The sequence below is a fragment of the Xanthomonas sp. NCPPB 3569 genome, from assembly GCF_041475645.2.
Taxonomy (GTDB): Bacteria; Pseudomonadota; Gammaproteobacteria; order Xanthomonadales; family Xanthomonadaceae; genus Xanthomonas; species Xanthomonas phaseoli.
The window spans coordinates 2,886,519-2,904,309 of record NZ_CM192969.1; the positions used below are offsets into that span (position 1 = coordinate 2,886,519).

The window sequence follows — 17,791 nt, forward strand, 5'->3', positions numbered from 1 at the left end:
CGGATCCCTTCGCTACTGTTGCTGTTCAATCCGCTTCACCTGCAATGGCGGCCTCTGCACCGAACAAAAAAGCCCGGAATTACCGGGCTTTTTTGTTTTTCCACGCAACTGCTTAGCTCTTCTGCTTCTTCAACCATGCCGCAATCTGCGGCACGCGCCGTTCGCGCAAGGTCACCCGCGTCTGGATGGTGCTGATGGCGGTTTCGGCATCGCGGCGCGAGGTGGGAGCGAGGTACTTGTCGGCGTACGCCTTGATCTTGTCGATGGTCTCCAGCTTGCTGGAGCCTGCGGCCAGGTGCGGGTAGTAGCGGGCGCGCGAGGTGGAGTCGATCAACGTGTCCACCTGGGCGCGATGCGCCAGTGCGAAGTCGAATGCCAGCTCCGGGTGCTCGCTGGCGACATCGCCGATCATGCTGGCACCGGTGGTGGCGCCGGGCTCGTCGGTGAGTGCAAGTTCAAGGGCGCGCTGCGCCAATGCCGGGTCCTTGGCGTAGGCGAGTAACGCATACGACTGGTCGCGCAGCATCGAGGAGGTTTCCTTCTTTGCCATGGCATGCAACGCGTCCCACGTGGCCGCGTCGGCATGGCGGGCGACGATGCGCAGCACCGTGCTACGCAACTCCGGCGACAACGTGCCCGGGTCGGCCTGAAACGCAGCGAAACGACGCTGCGCTTCGGCAATCACCTGTGCATCGTCCAGCGCGCTCAGGCTGTTGAGCAGGCTGGCGCGCAACTGCTTGGTCTGCGCACTATCGTCCTTGCGCTCGTCCCAGCCGAGCGTGGCGAACTCGGGCGCAAGCCGTGCCCGCGCGAAGCGCCGCCAGCCGGCCTGCGCCTTGAGGTCGTCGGCGAACAGGCGATCGATGCTGGAATACGTCTCAGACACCACTTTCCACAGATCCGGCGAGCCACCCACCGGCACCTTGGCGGTGAGCTCGAGCAGGTCCGCCTCGGGCTGCAGGCCCACCGGTGCCAGGGCAGCGGTATCCATCAGCACACCCAGCTGATCGACCACCGGCAACGCGTCGAACCCCTTGCTGAGCGCGGTGAATTGCGCCGGTGCATACAGCGTGCGGAAGTACCCCTTCTGCCCGGCATTGACTACAACAGGCGCATCGCAGCCGGGTAGCTGCATCTGCGCGCTGGCATCCACCAACACGCGCACCGGCGTGCCATTGGCGCCCCGCACCGTGACGGGCACATGCCAGCGCAATGGCGGTTTGGCGGGGCGGTCGACGGTGTATTCGCCTTGTTTCAGCTGCACGGTGGTGGTGCCTGCCGTGCAGCTGGCGCTGACCTTGATCAACGGCACGCCCGGCTGCAAGGTGAAGTCGTGCGCCACCTGGGTGAACTGCTTGCCCGGTTCCACCGCATCGATCTGCTGCCACAACGCATCGGTGACGGCATTGCCGTATTGATGCTGCTTGATGTAACTGCGCACACCGCTGCGCCAGTTGTCTGCGCCCACATAGTCTTCGAGCATGGCGATCACCGCTTCGCCCTTGTCGTAGGTGATCTGGTCGAATGCCTGGCTGGCCTGCTCCACCGTGGCGACGTGCTGCACCACCGGGTGGGTGGTGACATACGCATCGCGCTGCATCGCCGCGCGGCTCTTGAAGGCTGCGCCGGTGTTGTCGATGTCCCACTCCGGGTGCAGCTTGTGCGTGGTGCGCGCCTCCATCCAGTTGGCGAACCCTTCGTTGAGCCACAGGTCGTCCCACCACGCCATGGTCACCAGGTTGCCGAACCACTGATGCGCGATCTCGTGCGCGGCAACGGTGAAAACGCCCTGTTTGTCGTCGATGTTGGAGGTGGCCGGGTCGAGCAGCAGCGAGTATTCGAAGGTGAAGATCGCTCCCCAGTTTTCCATTGCACTGAAGAACTGGCTTTGCCCGGGTGCGGCGATGTTGTCCAGCTTCGGCAATGGGTATGGAATGCCGAAATAAGCGTTGTATTCGTGCAGCACATCGCGGCCCGAATCCAGTGCGAACTGCGCCTGGTCCACCTTGCCCTTCTGCGCGATCACGCCGATCTCGGTGCCGTTGTCGGCCTTGCGCGCCGCCCGCTCGAAGTCGCCGACACTCAGGAACAGCAGGTACGTGGACATCCTGGGCGTGGTCTGGAAGACCACGCGCTTCATGCCGCCGGCACCATTGCTGGACGAGGCAACCGGCATGTTGCTCACCGCCATCTGCGTGGCCGGCGCATTGACTGCCAGGTCGAAGGTGGCTTTGAAATTAGGCTCGTCCCACGACGGAAGGAAGCGGCGTGCATCGGAGTTTTCGAACTGGGTGAACAACGCGCGGCGCTGGCCTTGCGGAGTGGCGTAATCCAGTGCGAACAGGCCGTTGGCCTGGGTGTTGATCACACCGCTGTAGTCGATGGACAACACGTAGTTGCCCGGTGCCAGCGGTTTGTCGAAAGCGAAGGTGGCGGTCTGCGCCTGCGCGTCGGTGCTGACCTTGGCCGTCTGCGGCGTGCCACCCTTGCGCTGCGCCAATGTACTGCGCGCGAAGCTGAGGTTGGCCGCCTGCAACACGATGCGGTCGGTGGCTTGTAGCACCACGACGTCGATGGCCGCTTTGCCGTCGAAGGTCATCTTGTCGGCATGCGGGGTGATTTCCACCGCGTAGTGGGTGGGCTTGGCCGTGCGCGGCAACTGGCTGGTGACCTGCGCGACCGATGCGCTGGCCGCCTCCGGTGCAGCCACAGCAGCGTGAGCCGGCGAAACGGCGCAGGTGCTGGCCAGGGCCAGCGCAATAGCAGTCACCAGGATCTGGCGCATGAGATTCCTAAAATGAGTAATGAAGTAAACGACGTCGTAAAGCGGCCAGCATCATCGCGCCGACATGCAAGACCACACACGGCCGAAAGTCATGCGCCTGCCTGACAGATGCGAAGACACACACGTCAAAGAGAAGCCACGGCAACGACAGGGCACGCGTGCGTCAAACCAAGGCAATCCCGATTGGCGGAGCATGCTACACCGCCCTGCTGAACCCGCCCCGCATCGATCAGGCCTGGGCGGGCAATAACACCTGATCAGCGACGTCAGGCAGATGCGGGCACATGGACGAGGCAACGCAATGGCGTTTTGCAAACAAAAGCCCCGCTTTCGCAGGGCTTTCGTCGGTTCAATCACGCATCAGCCGATCAGGCGAACGGATCCTGCAGCACCATCGTATGGTCGCGATCCGGGCCGGTGGAGACGATCGAGATGGGGCAGCCGGCCAGTTCTTCCAGCGCGCGCAGGTAGGCGCGAGCGGCGGGCGGCAGTTCGTCCCACACGGTGATGCCGTGGGTGTTCTCGCTCCAACCCGGGAACTCCAGGTACACGGGGGTGCACTCTTCCCAGCCTTGCGCGTCCAGCGGCGCGTACTCGGTGCGCTTGCCGTGATATTCGTAGGCGATGCAGATCTTCAGCTTCTCCATGCCGTCGAGCACGTCGAGCTTGGTGATGCACAGGCCCGAAATGCCGTTGATGGCCACCGCACGCTTGAGCGCCACGATGTCCATCCAGCCGCAGCGACGCGGGCGACCGGTGGACGCGCCGTACTCGGCGCCGCGGTCGCGGATGCCCTGGCCCACTTCGTCGTCCAGTTCGGTCGGGAACGGGCCGCCGCCGACACGCGTGGCGTACGCCTTGGCAATGCCGAGGACGTAGTCGATCGCATCGGCGCCAACGCCGGTACCGGCCAGTGCGCCGCCCACGGTGGTGTTGGAGCTGGTGACGTACGGATAGGTGCCGTGGTCGATGTCCAGCAACGCACCCTGCGCGCCCTCGAACAGCACGCGCTTACCCTGCTTGCGCAGGTCGTGCAGGATGCCGGCCACGTCCGACTTCATCGGCTGCACGTACTCGCCGAAGGCCAGCGCCTCGTCGTAGGTCTTCTGGAAATCGACCGCTTCCACGCCCAGGTACTTGGTCAGCACGAAGTTGTGGTAGTCCAGCGCGGTGCGCAGCAGCTCTTCCAGCTGCGGCGGGTAATGCAGGTCGGCGATGCGGATGCCGCGACGCGCCACCTTGTCTTCGTAGGCCGGGCCGATGCCGCGGCCGGTAGTGCCGATGGCCTTGCCGCCAGCGGCCTTCTCGCGCGCCTGATCCAGCGCGATGTGGTAGGGCATGATCAACGGCGCAGCCGGAGAAATCTTCAGGCGCGAACGCACTTCCACGCCGGCGTCTTCCAGCTCGCTGATTTCCTTGATCAAGGCGGCCGGGGAGATCACCACGCCATTGCCGATCAGGCACAGCGCGTCCTCGCGCAGGATGCCGGACGGAATCAGATGCAAGACGGTCTTTTTGCCGTTGATGACGAGCGTGTGGCCAGCGTTGTGGCCGCCCTGGAAGCGGACCACCGCACCGATTTCCTCGGTGAGCAGATCGACGATCTTGCCTTTGCCTTCATCGCCCCACTGGGCACCGAGCACGACAACTGACTGACCCATGACGGGTGAACTCCTAAGTTTTGCTGCGGCCATCGGGGCCGCGGGATGGGACCGCTGCAGGGTTGGCCGCGACACCCTGCGCGCGGCTCCATCGGGGAGCGTTGCAGTGGCGCGATAGCCCTGACACGGAAAAAGCCGAACCGAGTGCTCTGGTTGGAGCGTGCCCGGCCGGCTTTTGTGCATTATCCGGGTTTCCGGTGGCGTGCACTACCCCTGGCGCCGATACCCCGGGGGCAGGTCGGTGCCCGCACTACCGGCTCTGGCCTCGGTAGTGAACGGGCCGCGCCCTGCCGCCATCGCTCAATGGCGGACGATCCAGAGCGCGATAGCGCCAAGCGCCAGGGTGACCCCGCCAATGGCACGCAGATGGGCCGTAGGCAAGCTGAACAGTTGCTCGACCATGAGTTTCCACTGCCTAGGCGCGGCGAACAGCAGCAGGCCTTCAATCACAACAATCAGGCATAGGGCGGTCAATAGGTCATGCATGAGGGAGCACCGCATCAGGGCTCCGAAGTGTGCCTACTTGCCAGGTCCACGGAAATGGCGTTACCGCCCAATTCTGCTCCTGCCGGCACTGGTCGATCCTGGCTTCAAGACACAATGCTCGACTCAACCCGGAAGGACTCAACCAGAAAGTAACAGCCTTCAGCTGCTCCATAAAAAGTGTGTCCGCAGTAAAAAGTGTGTCCGCAGTAGCGAGATACGGGCGCGCCATGCAAGGACACCACTAAGGTCGCATTGAGCGGTCACGACCGTGCACGAGTTGCTCCTCTTTCCATGACGCTCGGCCGTCTTGCAGTACGCGCCATTTGAGCTGACGCGCCGCAACGCCTATCGTTGCGTGTTTTCTCATTGGCAAGGACGCATGCTTACGAACAATCGGCTGGTCTTCTTGGACGCACTTCGCGGGTTGGCCGCGCTGTATGTGCTGCTATTTCATGTCATGGCCATGCCGACCCCGGCAATTTCGCCTGGCCATGCACTCACACCTGTGCTGATGGCAGGCGGCAGCGGAGTGGCATTGTTCTTTGTCATCAGCGCTTTCTCGCTGTGCTACACGATGCCACGCCATGCCGCAACCGGCCGACCGCTGGCGAGCTTCTATCTGCATCGCTTTTTTCGCATTGCGCCACTATTTTATTGTTGGCTGGCCTTTTCTGTTTATCGGGATGGACGCGGCCCCCATGCCGGACACCATTGGGCGGAAATCGCAGCAAATCTGACTTTCACCTTCAACTTCGTCCGCGGCTGGGAGGACGGCATTGTCTGGGCCAGTTGGGCCATCGGTGTGGAAATGCTGTTCTATGCGGTGTTTCCGCTACTTTTCCTGGTTGTCAGAACCATGCGCGATGCCTCGGTGCTGGCGCTTTGCGCCATCACTGCCGCCGGCCTGGCGGGAGCGGGAGTTCTTGGAGACGCAGGCACCGCAATGATCGGCGACTACGGGCTACTGCGTCATTTCCCAGTATTTGCAATTGGCTTGTGTACTTTCTTTGCCTACCGGAAATTCTGCGAGACAACGCCAGTCACCGCGAAGCATTGGGGCGCGGTGTCGATCGCTGTCGGTTCGGCCGGTTTGGCTGGAACGATCACCTTGCTGGCGTTGGCCATGATCGGCCCCACCACTTACTGGATCGCTAGCGGGCTGATGTATGCATTGTTATTGGTCGGCATGTCGCAGTCGCCTCCTCGCCTGGTAGTTAATCCGGTAACGGCTTTTCTAGGCAAGATCAGCTATTCGGTCTACCTGGGCCACCCCGTGGTGATTGCGATACTGGCGCCGCTGTTTCGGCGCATCCAGGACGCAACGCCGAACCCCTCGGTCGCCTACGCAGGCTGTGCCGCCTTGACCTTGCTGGTTACGTTACCGATGGCGGCACTGACCTATCGCTTCATCGAGGCGCCGGCCATCGCCCTAGGCAAACGACTAGGCCCCAAGGTCGTGCGCGCTTCTGCAACCGCGGTATCCGTCTGATTGATTTGGCTGGGCCCGACGACGGGTGCAAGAGTAGCCTCAGCTTGATTGGCTGACAGCGCATACAAGAACGCCCGCATTACGCGGGCGTTCTTGTTTCAAGGCAGAGCGTTGTTTCAAGGCAGAACGATCAACGGTCGCTCTTGAGGTACTGCAGGAACGGGTCGTTCTTGTCCAGCACCACCACGCCATTGCCGTCGGTCATGGAGCTGCGGTAGGCCTCCAGGCTGCGGTAGAACGCATAGAACGACGGATCCTTGGAACCGGCCTGGCCGTAGATGCGGGCTGCTTCGGCATCGCCTTCACCACGCAGTTTCTGCGCGTCGCGCTCGGCGTCGGCCACGATCACGGTGGACTCGCGGTCGGCTTGTGCGCGGATGGTCAGCGCCTGCTCTTCGCCTTCGGCGCGCAGCTTGCTCGCTTCCTGCTTGCGCTGGGCGCGCATGCGCTCGTACACGTCGGTGATCACCTGGCTGTCGGTCGGCAGGTCGATCTGCTTGATGCGCAGGTCGGTGATCTGCATCCCCAGGCCCTTGATGGCGCCATTGATGCCCTTGAGCTGGTTGGCGATCAGTTCGCTGCGGTCGCCGGAAACCAACTGTTGCAGAGTGCGCGAGTTGATCTGGTTGCGCAGCGAATCGGTGATGATCGGGGCCAGGCGCGAGTTGGCCACCGATTCCTCGCCACCGGTCGCACGATAGAACGCCCGCACATCGGAGATGTAGCCGATGGCGAAGAAATCCACGCTCACGTCTTTCTGCTCGGCAGTGAAGTAACGCGCAGGAGCGGTGTCCAGCACCTGGAAGCGGCGGTCGAACACGCGTACCGATTCCACCACGGGAATCTTGAAATGCAAACCGGGCTTGAGGTCGGCACGCACGACACGGCCCAGGTTGAGCACCATGGCGGTCTGGTCTTCGCGCACGACGAACACCGAGCCCATCAGGGTCAGCAAGACGGCAATGATCAGGCCGATCACTAGCGAATTCTTCATTATTCGGTTCCCTCACGGCCGGTCGGGCGCGGGCCGCGCTCCGGGTTGCGGATGGCCTCGCTACTGGCGCTTTGCGGCGGATTCAACAGCACGTCCTGCGGCACCATCGACGGCATGCCGACATTGCCAGCGGAAGTGGCCGGCTTGCTGGCGTCGGCCGGCAGCGGGACGTAGATGACCTGGCGGCCATCGCTACCGATGACCTTGCGGTTCTCCGACAGCACCTTCTGCACGGTTTCCAGCCACAGCCGCTTGCGGGTGACTTCCGGCGCGCCGGCGTACTGGGCCTGCAACAGCGTGAAGCGATCGGCGTCGCCCTCGGCCTTGGAAATGGTGGCCTGCTTGTAGCCTTCGGCGCCGGTACGGGTGCGGGCACCCTGGCCGCGCGCTTCGGGCACCACCTTGGCGGCGTACGCCTGGGCTTCGTTGATCAGGCGCTCGCGCACCTGCTGGGCACCGTTGACCTCGTCGAAGGCCGGCTTCACTTCTTCCGGCGGGCGCGCATCCGGCAGGGTCACGCCGGTGACGGCCAGGCCGGTGTTATAGGCATCCAGCGCCGCCTGCAGCCGGTCCTTGGAGGCGATCGCCAGCGGGCCGCGATTGTTGAGCACGGTATTGAGGTCCGAACGCCCCACCTGCTCGCGCACGGCACTTTGCGCAGCCTGCTCCAGCACCAGATCGGCATTGCGCGAACCGAACAGGTATTTGCGCGGGTCGTTGATCTGGTACTGCACGTTGAGCGAGACGTTGACGATGTTCTCGTCGCGCGTCAGCACCGGCACCTGGTTGCTGAAGGTCTTGATCTCGGTGGCATTGACCTTGCGCACCGACTCGATCGGCCAGGGCAGCTTGAAGTTCGGGCCGGGCTGCAGGATGCGCGAGAACTGGCCGAAGCGCAGCACCACGCCACGCTGCTGCTCGCCGATGAGCTGGAAGCTGGAGAACAGCACCATCAGCACCACCGCGACCAGGATCCAGCGCCCCACGCCGCCGTCGAACAGCTCCTTCAACGGAGCGGGCAGATTGCCCCAACCGCCGCCGTTGCCACCACCACGCGGTCCCCAGGACCTGCGACGGTTGGGGTCCGGGCCGTCTCCGCCCTTGTTGCCGGGTGTGTTCCAGGCCATGCACGCTCCATGATCGAGGGGCTGTGCGGGCCAGTCCCGCAGTGCCGCCATGTTGTTTGATTCGCCGATTCTACTAGATGGGGCAGACCCGCCGTTTTGAAAGACCCGGTGCGATGCATGGTTGGTTTAGCCGGCGGGGCGGATCGGGCTGCTGGGACACACGCAGCGGCCGACCGGCGGGGGCCTTTGCGCCGAGGACCTGGAGACAAGGATGCACGTGGCTGCAACAGGCATGGATGCGCCTGCCGAGCGCTGCGTGCGCATCTGTTGGACGCAGCCGGCCACCTGATGGGTCTTGGGCGGTTGAAGACCGCTGACCGGGCGCGTGCCTGGATGGCAGGGGTCGAGCGCGGACGGTGATGGGAGATCGCACGCGTGCGGCCCAGCGGCGATTGCGTCCTGGGCGCTCATCCTTTCAACCATAGGGTGTTCCCGGGCGACGACGGCTGCGCCGCGCGCTTCACCCCGACTGCGCTTCCACGGCCCATCGGCAGAAGGTAGCGCTCGGCACAGCCTGAAGGTGCAGCTGCGATGCGATGGCGAACGACGACGTGGACTTCCGCATGGCCGGTCTGCCGAACCCTCAGCGGGCTCCCCAGCGCGCAAGAGAGGGTTGGCACATCCCACCCTAATCCCCCATCTGCGTTGCCGAAATCCGCCCTCGATCACGGCTCGCCGGTGCACTTACGCTTGCGGGGGCTCGTCCTTCTGGTTGAACACTCGCTCCATCACTTCCAGCAGCTCGTCTTCGGAGAACGGCTTGGTGATGTAGGCGCGGGCCCCCTGGCGCATGCCCCACATGCGGTCGGTGTCCTGATCCTTGGTGGTGACCAGGATGACCGGAATATGCTGGGTGGTGGGCTCGCGCTTGAGCGTGCGCGTGGCCTGGAACCCGTTGAGGTTGGGCATCACTACGTCCATCAGCACCAGATCCGGCAGCGATTCCTTGGCCGCTTCCACGCCGGCGGCACCATCGGTGGCGGTGATGGTTTCGTGCCCCAGCTTCTCGACGATGCGCTGAATCCCCAGCAGCTGCGACGGCGAGTCGTCGACGATCAAAATGCGTGCCATGTGTTTCCCCTAGTGTGCGCGGCGAGTGTAGTGCGCCCGCCGCGCTTTCGATAGCTGGGCCAGGTGAGTTGTGTGACGGTTCGTGGTTTGTGAGCGAGGCCAGAGGTGATGGAGCATGCGCTGTTTTGCCAGTCGCTGGAGCCACTACGTTGGATAGGACAGGCTGGATTCAATACAGGACGCACCGAGCGACCGCGTCGATTCGCTCTCCTGTCCCCTTTCATCGCAGACAAGGGGCGCATGCGCTGGATGGGGCGGGGTCCCGATGCGAGGGATGCAGATCGAGTTGATGATCAGGTTGCGGAGCACCCAACCCTCACCCCTCTCCCAAAGGAGAGGGGCTAGCTCCCCCTCTCCAGGGCCGAATGAGGGGGGGCCAAGATTCGATGATGCGGGCCGACATCACCTGCCGCATCGCTGGGCGAGCGTGGCCTCGCCCAACCCTCGTGCGCGCACAGCTGATCCGGCCCTTCGATCAATTCAGCCTACGGTCTCGCCGAATGCCTTGGCCAGGTTGCGGTAGGCCTTCTTCTGCGCATCGTCGGTGGGGGCGGGAGCGAGGATTTCCAGTTCCACGATCTGGTCGCCCTGGGTGGCGCCCGGCAGGCCGCGGCCGCGCAGGCGCAGCTTGCGCCCGGCGTCCGAATCGGCCGGCACCTTCAATTCGACCGAGCCGCCCAGGGTGGGCACGCTGATGGTGGTGCCCAGCGCGGCCTGCCAGGGCATGACCTGCAAGGTGTACAGGATGTTGCGCCCGTCCACTTCGAAATGCGGATGCGCCGCGTATTCGATCTCCAGCAACAGGTTGCCGCCGCCGTTGCCCTGCCCGCTCAGGCGGATCACCTGGCCGGGCTGCACGCCCTTGGGCACGCGCACGTCCAATTGCTTGCCATTGATGGTGATGCGCACGCTGTCGCCCGAATGCACCGCTTCCAACGGCACCGCAAGCTTGGCGCGGGTGTCGCCGCGCGCCTGCGGGCCGGCCCCGGCACCAGGCCCGGCGCCGGGGCCGCGCGGCCGGCCACCGCGCTGGCCGGCGAACAGGCTTTCGAAGAAATCGCTGAAGCCGCCGCCGGCGCCGCCATTGCCGAACACCTCCTCGAAATCGAAGCCCTGCCCGCCGCCGTAATTAGGCGGGGCCTGGAACTCGTCGCCCGGCCGGAATCCCTGCGCCTTCAACTGGTCGTAGGCCTTGCGCTTGGCCGGGTCGCGCAGCGCTTCGTAGGCTTCGTTGATCGCCTTGAACTTGTCTTCGGCGCCGGCTTCCTTGCTGACATCGGGGTGATATTTGCGTGCGAGCCGGCGGTAGGCGGTCTTGATCTCCGCATCGCCTGCACTGGGCTCCACGCCGAGCGTTGCGTAGTAATCCTTGAATTCCATCTAATCACCTCTGGAAAAAAAATGGCCCGCAGCCGAGGCCACGAGCCAGTTCGAACGGCCAGCGCTCCGGCGGACAGCGCGTATGCAGGGCGGAAGGCGTGCAACCCTGCCCCGTACCGATGTACGTGCCGGGTTTGCATACCAGCCGCGTCCGCAAGCGGTCACGCCTGGGAGCTGTTGGCCAATCTATTCGCAGCCGGGCGGGCAACCGCGCCTATTCTACGGCGCGACTGTCGCCGGAGAGCGAAGCGGTGGCCTCGCTCCAGGGTCAGCGTCTTGCGGCGGCCAGTTTCGGCTGGCAGAGGGGCCAGTCGGAACTGCCGGTCGCCTGGCCAGCCTGCACGCACAGGACAGGCCGGCCAGGCGAACATTGCGCGCCTGCACGGCGCACCGCCGCGCGGTTCATTGCGCTTACTGCACCGTGCTGCCGTTGGGGTTCTGACCGTTGCCCACCTGGATACGGCGCGGCGTGGCGGCCGGGCGCTTGGGAATGCGGATTTCCAGCACGCCGTTATGGCCCGCAGCCGTGATGCCATCGGCATCGGCGCTATCGGGCAGCGCGAAGCGGCGATGGAAGCTGCCGTGGCGGCGCTCAATCCGCGAGAAGCGCTCGGTCTCGGTGCTGGATTCGCTCTTGCGCTCCCCCTTAATCGACAGGATGCCCTTGTCCATCTGCACCTCGATCTGGCTCGGATCGATGCCCGGCAAATCGGCGTACAGCACGAAGTGATTCGGCTCTTCCTTGATGTCGACGCGTGGCACCCACTGCGCGGTCACCACCGCCGATTCGTCGGTGTCGCCGTTCTGCTCGAAGAAGCGATCGAACACATGCTTGATCTCGTTCTGCAGCGCGTGGGTGGGAAATTGGGGATAACGAACGATGTTCATTGAAAGCCTCCAAAAGGTTGATGACGGGGCCGGCGACTGCAGGATGCGCAGGTGCGCCGGCCATGTGCGTCAGATAGGCGTGGCCGGACGGATTTCAAGCGCGTTGACGCGCTTTTCCCCTGCCCCTTTCTAGAATCCGTTCAGCCACAGGAGCCCGCCGCATGACCATCCACGTTGGTGACCGCATTCCCGAAGTCGTGCTCAAGCGCCTGCGCGAGGGCATCGAGGCCGTCGACACCCACAGCCTGTTCGCAGGCCGCAAGGTGCTGATGTTCGCGGTGCCGGGGGCCTTTACTCCCACCTGCTCGGCCAAGCACCTGCCGGGCTATGTGGAACACTTCGAGCAATTCCGCAAGCGCGGTATCGACGTGCTGTGCACCGCGGTCAACGACCCGTTCGTGATGCAGGCCTGGGGACGCAGCCAGTTGATCCCCGACGGCCTGCACCTGTTACCCGACGGCAACGCCGAACTGGCGCGCGCCCTGGGCCTTGAAATCGACGCCAGCGGCTCGGGCATGGGCCTGCGCTCGCGCCGCTATGCGCTGTATGCAGACGACGCCGTGGTCAAGGCGTTGTTTGTTGAAGAACCCGGCGAGTTCAAAGTCTCTGCAGCCGATTACGTGCTGCAGCATCTGCCGGATTGAGCACCCATTTCTCCCATCCACTCAGAAGGAACACGGCCAGCCATGTCTGATCAGCCAGCCACCAAAACCCCCGCCGGTATCACCGACACTGCCACCTTGCGCGCCCGCGCGCGCCAGAGCATCGAAGACGGCGCCATCACCGAGAGCTACCACGCCGATCGTGAGAAGGTGATCGAATTGCTCAACACCGCGCTTGCCACCGAATACGTGTGCACCTTGCGCTACTACCGCCACTACTTCATGGCCAAGGGCATGCTTGCCGACGCAGTGAAGGGCGAGTTCCTGGAACATGCGCAACAGGAACAAGAGCACGCACACAAGCTGGCCGAGCGCATCGTGCAGCTGGGTGGCGAACCGGACCTCAATCCGGACACGCTGACCAAGCGCTCGCATGCCGAATACAAGGAAGGCACCGATCTGCGCGACATGGTGAAGGAAAACCTCATCGCCGAACGCATCGCCATCGATAGCTACCGGGAGATGATCGATTTCATCGGCGACAAGGACACCACCACCAAGCGCATTCTGGAAAGCATCCTGGCCCAGGAAGAAGAACATGCCGATGAATTCGCCGACATGCTGGAAGGCTGGATCGGCGAGTGAGTTTTTGATTTCTGCGATGTAGCGCTGCGTTGCGATGAACGATCGCAGCGAGTTGAAATTGAAATCGACTCGGTGATGAGGCAGACAGGTCAGCGCTTAGAGCGCGCTGTCTGTCTTTTTTTGTGCCGCCAGCTTGCGCGTATACGATCGCGCCCCGTGAGCCACGCCCCTACGAGGCGGACAGATCCCGACGCAGCCGCCGCCCTCGTCAACGCCTCTGTAGGAGCGCACCTGGGCGCGATGACGCATTCCCGGCAAGGCCTCTTCGCGCCCGGGTGCGCTCCTACCCGTTTGTCGCGCGCAGCAGGTCTGCCGCCAAGCACGGGGCGGTCGCACTTGGTTGGTGATCCGGTCAGCGCAATACCCGAAAGCGCACCTGCGTCCATGCGCCATCGCTGGCCATTGCGGTGAGCGTATGCAACCCGGCTTCTTCGAAATCGCGCTGAAATCCTTGCCTTCCGCTGGTTTGCGCAATCCAGCGGCCATCCAGCAGCCAATCGATTCGCGCCTCGCTGCCCAGCGCACGTAACTGCAGCCGTACCGGGCGCGCGGCGTCATTGGCCCGCGCAAGCGTGGCGCGGTCACTCAACCCGTCGATGCGTAGCACCCCGCCACCGGTCATGCGCCCGTCCGGCACGCAATCGTCAGCCAAGGGCGGCAGTTGCGCGGCGGCGCGTTCGGATGTACTGAGCCAGGGCGAGACCAATGCCGGCCAGCGCGCCACCGCGCGCGGCACACGCGCATGCGGTTGGCTGCATTCCTGCGACAACCGCTGACCGCTGCGCGCATCGACCTCGAAGCGCACCTGCCCGCTTTGCCAAAGACGCGCGTCGCGCTCGGCAAAGGTGGGCGGCACGGCACCGTCGAGTGCATACGCATCGGCACGACGTGCGCACAGAGGCGGTGGCGTCTGATCGGCGGCGCCGCCCAGCGGCCAGCAGATGTTGATTGCCTGCACCGTGGCTGGCATCGGCAACGGCGCACTGTCGCCAGCGCTACGGGGCAAGGCATCGATGACTTCGAACATCAATGGCAATGCGGTGACCGCACCGTATTGGCCCGGCAGCGGGGTGCCGTCCGGCCGTCCTACCCAGACGCCGACGGTGTAACGCCGCGTTCCGCCAAGGGCCCATGCATCGCGGTAGCCGTAACTGGTGCCGGTCTTCCACGCCACGCCGGGGCGTGCGGTGGTATCGAACGTGCCGCTGCCGTAGCCGGGCCGCGGATTGCTTTGCAAGATTTCGCGCACGATCCAGGCCGCACCCGGCGACATCAAGCGGCGATCAATATGCGCATCGTCCGGCGTATAGCGCACACGTCCAGCAATGCCGCTGCGATTGAGCGCGGCGAACGCGCCCACCAACTCCTGTAACTGTGCGCCGGTACCGCCCAATATCAACGCCAGCGACGGCGTACTGCCGGAGGGAAAATGCAGCGCAATCCCGGCATTGGACAGTCGCGCAGCAAAGCGCGCCGGGCCGATGCGCTCGAGCAGATCCACTGCCGGCACGTTCAACGACAGCCGCAACGCCGTGGCCGCGCTCACCGGGCCGTTGAACGCCGCATCGAAGTTGCCGGGCCGGTAGTCGCCAAAACTCTGCGGCGCATCCACCAACAGGCTTTCGGAATGGATCAGGCCATCGTCCAGCGCCATGCCATACAGGAAGGGCTTGAGCGTGGAGCCCGGCGAGCGCCACGCCTGCACCATGTCGACATGACCCAGGCGCTTGCGGTCGCCGAAACTGGCCGAGCCCACGTAGGCGCGCGCCTCCATCGTGGCGTTATCCACCACCAGCAATGCCGCGGAGGTGCGCTCCGGCAGCTGCGAAAAATACGTGGACACGCGCTCTTCCAGCGTGCGCTGCAATTCCGCATCCAGCGTGGTGACGATACGCGCCGCACGCGGCTGCGCGCTGTGCAGGCGCTGCGCCAGCAGGGCCGCATGCAGGGGCGGCTTGAGCGAGCGGGTGACCACCGGTTCGATGCGCGCATCGTCCACCTGTGCGCGCGACCACACGCCCAGCTCGACCATGCGGTCGAGCACCTTGTCGCGTGCGCGTTGCGCCGCTTCCGGGTGCCGGTCCGGGCGCAGGCGGCTGGGCGACTGCGGCAATACCGCCAGCAACGCGGCCTCGGCATGCGACAAGGCCTTGGCCGGCTTGCCCAGATACGCCCAGCTGGCCGCCTCCACCCCTTCGATGGTGCCGCCGTAGGGCGCGCGCTCCAGATACAGCATGAGAATCTCATGCTTGCTCAGGTGCGCTTCCAGCTGCAACGCGCGCAACAACTGCTTGGCCTTGCCCCATGGCGTGCGCGTATGCGGGTCCAGGATGCGTGCCACCTGCATGGTCAGGGTGGAGCCGCCGGACACGATGCGGCCCTGCTCGATCCACTGCCCCCCGGCACGCAGCAGACCCCACGGATTGACGCCTGGGTGGCGCCAGAACCAGCGATCTTCGTAGTTCAGCAGCGCCTGCAGATACAGCGGCGACACGCTCTGCGGCGTGGCGGGGTAACGCCATACGCCATTACGGTCGGCGAAGGCGCGTAACGGCGTGCCATCGCGCGCGACCACCAGGGTGGAGGTGTCGCGGGATTTGGGCAACGGCAGCGGGAAGGCCAGGTCCAACAGCAACAGCGCGCTCAACAGCACCACCGTACCCCAGCGCAGCCAAGGCAGCAGGCGCGTCCAGCGCCGGGTTCGCCGCGCGGGATGCGTGGCGGCGGTGTCGTCCTGCAGCATGCGTGCTCCCAATGGAAGCCGCTATTTTGCCCGTTGCGGCAACGTCATGGGCAAGGCGGCGTGCTGGCGCGACGTTTCCGCACAGGCCGATCCGATGGCAGGCCATGGCACCGGCATCACACCGCGCCGTCCGCCGCCAGCGGCAGCCACAACTTGGCACCACTGCCCGGCGCATCGCTGCGTGGTCTAAGCTCCAGGCTGCCGCCCTGTGCGTCTACGATCTGCCGCGACAGCACCAGACCAATCCCCGAGCCGCCGGGCTTGGTGGTGAAGAACGGCACAAACAAATTGTCGCTAGGCGGCAATCCGACACCGCCATCGAGCACCTCGATGCGTGCCATCGCGCCATCGGCGCACGCCCGCAGAACGACCGGCGCATCGCCACCGGACTCCAACGCGTTGCGCAACAGATTGATCAACACCTGCTCGAGCTGGTCGGTATCGGCGCGCAGCCGCAACCCGGCGCCAGCGCGAGTGCTGCCGGCACCGGCGCCGGTAGTCGCGCCAGCCGCGCATAGCCGCCGAGAAAGCGCTGCAAGGCCATGCTCCGCCACGCGCTGGGTTTCGATGCTGGCGCGGCTACGCTGCTGCGCCTCGACGATCTCGCTATGGGTCAGGCCAGCGCGGCGTGGGCGCGATCCAGTGCGGCGTCCAGCTCGGGATTGCGCAGCTGCAGGATCAGCGTTTGGCCTGGACCCGCGCGTGGCGGCATCGATCCACAGCTACCGCCACAGCAGCGAGGACAATGACGCCAATGGCCAGTGACAGCCAACCGCGTTGGTGGCGCCAGAACGAACGCGGTGGAGACTTCGCGCTATCCATGGCCATTGCAAAGCAGATGGCATGCCAGGTCGCAAAGCGTGATAAGTCATTGAAACCGCTACACAGCGCTCTCGCCAGTCAGGGGCACAGCGTCCGCAAGTAGACGCGCACCGACCGATTGCGGACGGTTGCGCGGCAAAGTGCGTGCTCAGTGTTGTTCGAGCGAGGCGCGGTAATGCAGCAGCGCTTCGGGTTCGTCGGTCTGGAACGCGCTGATGCCGGCGCGATGCAGCCGTCCCCACACCGCATCCGGATCGCGCACCGCATCCGCGTCGCCGCCGGCACCGGCGACGAAGCCATCCCACAGCGTGTTGACCAGCAGCCGCACGTGCTGCTGCTTGGCCAGTGTAGCCAGCGCGGGCAACTGCTCGCCGCTGATCCGTGGCAGTTCGATCGCCACCGGCCGCACCTTGCCGCTCAGCTAGGTACGCAAGGTCTTCAGCAAGTCGTCGGTACCCGGCGGATTGAGCAGGATCGGGGTGAAGTTGATACGGTCGAACGGCGGCAGCGATGCCAGCGGCTGGCTGTACACGCCGACCTCGGTCTTGAGGACCACCTGGCGCTCCATACCGGCGCGCCGCACCGCGTCCGCGACTTCGGCATAGATCGGTGCCTTGACGTCCAGATTGAGCATGATGCGGCCCTTGGCCGCGGCCAGCATCTGATCCAGCCGCACCGGATGCTGGTCGGTGAGTGCGGCATCGGCGCCGCCCTCGTCGTCGCGCAGCCGCAGTCGCGATAGCTGCGCCCAGGTCAACTCGGCGACTTTGCCGCTGCCGTCGGTGGTGCGCTCGACGGTGGCGTCATGGAACATCACCAGGGTGCCATCGCCGCGCGGCGGATATCGGTTTCGACCATATCCACGCCCATCGCCACGCAGCGCTCCAGGCCGGCCAGCGAGTTCTCCGGCGCATGGCCGGGGAAGCCGTGCGCAGGAGCAGGGTTGTGGCAGCCGCGATGGGCGACGACGAAGATCCCACCGTCGGGATTGGCCAGGCGCGCCTGGATCGCCGTACCGGCGCCGGTACTGGATGCTGCAGCGGCAGGGCCGGTCAGGCCACTGGCCAGCAACAGTATCGGCAACAAAGAGGATTTCAT

At 64.7% G+C, this 17,791-nt stretch carries 12 protein-coding genes and 2 pseudogenes; 3 read left to right on the forward strand and 11 right to left on the reverse strand.

Annotated elements, in window-relative coordinates; all coding sequences use genetic code 11:
• Positions 1-112: 112 nt before the first annotated feature.
• The 3 genes from ACCQ03_RS12650 to ACCQ03_RS12660 form a co-directional block, all read right to left on the reverse strand.
• Entirely contained in the window at positions 113-2,785 is a 2,673-nt protein-coding gene (locus ACCQ03_RS12650; protein WP_057679226.1) for a M1 family metallopeptidase, read from the reverse strand.
• Between the two features lie 368 nt (positions 2,786-3,153).
• On the reverse strand, positions 3,154-4,446 hold the full coding sequence (locus ACCQ03_RS12655) for an adenylosuccinate synthase (protein WP_017154927.1): 1,293 nt from the start codon (positions 4,444-4,446) through the stop codon (positions 3,154-3,156).
• Positions 4,447-4,746: 300 nt separating this feature from the next.
• Positions 4,747-4,947, reverse strand: coding sequence for a DUF2065 domain-containing protein (locus ACCQ03_RS12660; RefSeq protein WP_017155761.1), 201 nt, complete (start codon positions 4,945-4,947; stop codon positions 4,747-4,749).
• 364 nt (positions 4,948-5,311) lie between these two features.
• On the opposite strand from ACCQ03_RS12660, the gene ACCQ03_RS12665 reads away from it, so the two are divergent.
• The gene (locus tag ACCQ03_RS12665; RefSeq protein ID WP_209227211.1) at positions 5,312-6,421 is read left to right on the forward strand and encodes an acyltransferase family protein; all 1,110 of its coding nucleotides are present in this window, start codon (positions 5,312-5,314) and stop codon (positions 6,419-6,421) included.
• A 130-nt stretch (positions 6,422-6,551) separates the two neighbouring features.
• On the opposite strand, the gene hflC is transcribed toward ACCQ03_RS12665, so the two are convergent.
• The 5 genes from hflC to ACCQ03_RS12690 form a co-directional block, all read right to left on the reverse strand.
• On the reverse strand, positions 6,552-7,415 hold the full coding sequence (gene hflC / locus ACCQ03_RS12670; RefSeq protein ID WP_003483929.1) for a protease modulator HflC: 864 nt from the start codon (positions 7,413-7,415) through the stop codon (positions 6,552-6,554).
• Entirely contained in the window at positions 7,415-8,542 is a 1,128-nt protein-coding gene (gene hflK, locus ACCQ03_RS12675) for an FtsH protease activity modulator HflK (protein ID WP_209227213.1), read from the reverse strand. The genes hflC and hflK overlap by 1 nt, the downstream gene beginning before the upstream one ends.
• A 684-nt stretch (positions 8,543-9,226) precedes the next feature.
• Entirely contained in the window at positions 9,227-9,613 is a 387-nt protein-coding gene (pilH, locus tag ACCQ03_RS12680; RefSeq protein WP_017155764.1) for a twitching motility response regulator PilH, read from the reverse strand.
• Between the two features lie 480 nt (positions 9,614-10,093).
• A complete protein-coding gene (locus ACCQ03_RS12685) occupies positions 10,094-10,993 on the reverse strand; it encodes a DnaJ C-terminal domain-containing protein (protein ID WP_057679227.1) in 900 nt (299 codons plus the stop codon).
• Between the two features lie 411 nt (positions 10,994-11,404).
• Positions 11,405-11,881: an Hsp20/alpha crystallin family protein gene (locus ACCQ03_RS12690; RefSeq protein ID WP_057679228.1), complete on the reverse strand. Its 477-nt coding sequence runs from the start codon at positions 11,879-11,881 to the stop codon at positions 11,405-11,407.
• Positions 11,882-12,042: 161 nt separating this feature from the next.
• Here ACCQ03_RS12690 and ACCQ03_RS12695 point away from each other — a divergent pair, with 161 nt between their 5' ends.
• Together ACCQ03_RS12695 and ACCQ03_RS12700 are read left to right on the forward strand one after the other, a co-directional pair.
• Positions 12,043-12,525, forward strand: coding sequence for a peroxiredoxin (locus ACCQ03_RS12695; RefSeq protein WP_057679229.1), 483 nt, complete (start codon positions 12,043-12,045; stop codon positions 12,523-12,525).
• Positions 12,526-12,567: 42 nt separating this feature from the next.
• Positions 12,568-13,128, forward strand: coding sequence for a ferritin-like domain-containing protein (locus ACCQ03_RS12700; protein ID WP_008571580.1), 561 nt, complete (start codon positions 12,568-12,570; stop codon positions 13,126-13,128).
• Between the two features lie 352 nt (positions 13,129-13,480).
• On the opposite strand, the gene pbpC is transcribed toward ACCQ03_RS12700, so the two are convergent.
• From pbpC to ACCQ03_RS12715, 3 genes and pseudogenes are all read right to left on the reverse strand, one after another.
• Positions 13,481-15,871, reverse strand: a complete 2,391-nt coding sequence (pbpC, locus tag ACCQ03_RS12705) for a penicillin-binding protein 1C (protein WP_057679230.1) — start codon at positions 15,869-15,871, stop codon at positions 13,481-13,483.
• Positions 15,872-15,987: 116 nt separating this feature from the next.
• A pseudogene (locus ACCQ03_RS12710) lies at positions 15,988-16,415 on the reverse strand (ATP-binding protein).
• A 426-nt stretch (positions 16,416-16,841) separates the two neighbouring features.
• Positions 16,842-17,791: pseudogene (locus ACCQ03_RS12715) on the reverse strand (glycerophosphodiester phosphodiesterase family protein).

Excerpts from the sequence above, each read along its gene's own strand:
- ACCQ03_RS12650 (WP_057679226.1), bottom strand. The coding sequence starts at position 2,785 with ATGCGCCAGATCCTGGTGACTGCTATTGCGCTGGCCCTGGCCAGCACC.
- ACCQ03_RS12655 (WP_017154927.1), bottom strand. The coding sequence starts at position 4,446 with ATGGGTCAGTCAGTTGTCGTGCTCGGTGCCCAGTGGGGCGATGAAGGC.
- ACCQ03_RS12660 (WP_017155761.1), bottom strand. The coding sequence starts at position 4,947 with ATGCGGTGCTCCCTCATGCATGACCTATTGACCGCCCTATGCCTGATT.
- ACCQ03_RS12665 (WP_209227211.1), top strand. The coding sequence starts at position 5,312 with ATGCTTACGAACAATCGGCTGGTCTTCTTGGACGCACTTCGCGGGTTG.
- hflC (WP_003483929.1), bottom strand. The coding sequence starts at position 7,415 with ATGAAGAATTCGCTAGTGATCGGCCTGATCATTGCCGTCTTGCTGACC.
- hflK (WP_209227213.1), bottom strand. The coding sequence starts at position 8,542 with ATGGCCTGGAACACACCCGGCAACAAGGGCGGAGACGGCCCGGACCCC.
- pilH (WP_017155764.1), bottom strand. The coding sequence starts at position 9,613 with ATGGCACGCATTTTGATCGTCGACGACTCGCCGTCGCAGCTGCTGGGG.
- ACCQ03_RS12685 (WP_057679227.1), bottom strand. The coding sequence starts at position 10,993 with ATGGAATTCAAGGATTACTACGCAACGCTCGGCGTGGAGCCCAGTGCA.
- ACCQ03_RS12690 (WP_057679228.1), bottom strand. The coding sequence starts at position 11,881 with ATGAACATCGTTCGTTATCCCCAATTTCCCACCCACGCGCTGCAGAAC.
- ACCQ03_RS12695 (WP_057679229.1), top strand. The coding sequence starts at position 12,043 with ATGACCATCCACGTTGGTGACCGCATTCCCGAAGTCGTGCTCAAGCGC.
- ACCQ03_RS12700 (WP_008571580.1), top strand. The coding sequence starts at position 12,568 with ATGTCTGATCAGCCAGCCACCAAAACCCCCGCCGGTATCACCGACACT.
- pbpC (WP_057679230.1), bottom strand. The coding sequence starts at position 15,871 with ATGCTGCAGGACGACACCGCCGCCACGCATCCCGCGCGGCGAACCCGG.